The sequence below is a fragment of the Methylocystis sp. B8 genome (genome assembly GCF_005771425.1).
In the GTDB taxonomy this organism is placed as follows: domain Bacteria; phylum Pseudomonadota; class Alphaproteobacteria; order Rhizobiales; family Beijerinckiaceae; genus Methylocystis.
On the sequence record NZ_VBTZ01000024.1, the window covers coordinates 1 to 1,274 of the forward strand.

Consider the following 1,274-nt stretch of genomic DNA (forward strand, 5'->3'; position numbering starts at 1 on the left):
GCCGCGTTTGCGCACGTCGGCGGGTCGGTAGACGTTGCGCAGATCGACGATGATCGGCTGTTTCAGGAGAGTCTTCACCCGGTCGAGATCGAGCGCGCGAAAGGCGTCCCATTCGGTGACGATGGCGAGCGCGTCGGCGCCTTCCAGCGCCGAATAGGCGTCGTCGTGGAACGTCACTTCCGGCATCAAGGGACGCGCTTGCTCCATGCTCTCGGGGTCATAGGCGTGCACTTGCGCGCCGTCGCCCGCAAGCGAAGCGACGATGGCGAGAGAGGGCGCGTCGCGCATGTCGTCGGTATTAGGCTTGAAGGCCAATCCCAGCAACGCGATCTTCTTGCCGCGCACCGAGCCCCCGAGCGCATTGATCACCTTGCGGGCCATCGCGCGTTTGCGCGCGTCATTGACGGCGACCACCGTCTCGACAATGCGTAAGCTGGCGCCTTCATCCTGTCCGGTCTTGATCAGCGCCAAAGTGTCTTTCGGAAAGCAAGAGCCGCCATAGCCAGGGCCGGCATGCAGAAATTTCGCGCCGATGCGCTTGTCGAGGCCGATGCCGCGCGCGACCTGCTGCACGTCGGCGCCAACCTTCTCGCAGAGATCAGCGATCTCGTTGATGAAGGTGATCTTGGTCGCGAGAAAGGCGTTGGCCGCATATTTGGTGAGTTCCGACGTTCGCCGACCGACGAAGACGAGCGGCGGCGCGTTGAGCGACAGGGGGCGGTAAATTTCCTCCATCACTTCGCGGGCGCGCGGATCTTCGATCCCGATGACCACGCGGTCGGGACGTTTGAAATCTTCGATCGCCGCGCCTTCGCGCAGGAATTCAGGATTGGACACGACGGTGAAATCCGCCTTCGGATTGACCTCGCGAATGATCCGCTCGACTTCGTCGCCGGTGCCGACGGGAACCGTCGATTTGTTGACGACGACAGTGAATCCTTCGAGCGCCTTGGCGATCGTTTGCGCGGCGGCGTAGACGAAGGACAAATCCGCATGTCCATCGCCGCGCCGCGACGGCGTGCCGACCGCGATGAACACCGCGTCCGCGCCTTTTACCGAGGATTCAAGTTCAGTGGTGAAGGAGAGGCGGTTCTGTTCGACGTTATTGGCGACGAGTTCGTCAAGGCCGGGTTCGTAAATCGGAATTTCACCGGCCTTGAGGCGCTCGATCTTTTTCGCATCCGAGTCAACGCAAATGACGTTGTGGCCAAAGTCAGCAAAACACGCGCCCGACACCAGACCCACATAGCCCGAACCAATCATCGTAATGTTCA

1 protein-coding gene is annotated in these 1,274 nt (G+C 61.2%); it reads right to left on the reverse strand.

All coding sequences use genetic code 11. The features are described 5' to 3' along the window. A partial coding sequence (locus FEV16_RS16750) for a UDP-glucose/GDP-mannose dehydrogenase family protein (RefSeq protein ID WP_281404870.1) occupies window positions 1-1,274 on the reverse strand: 1,274 nt, incomplete at both ends.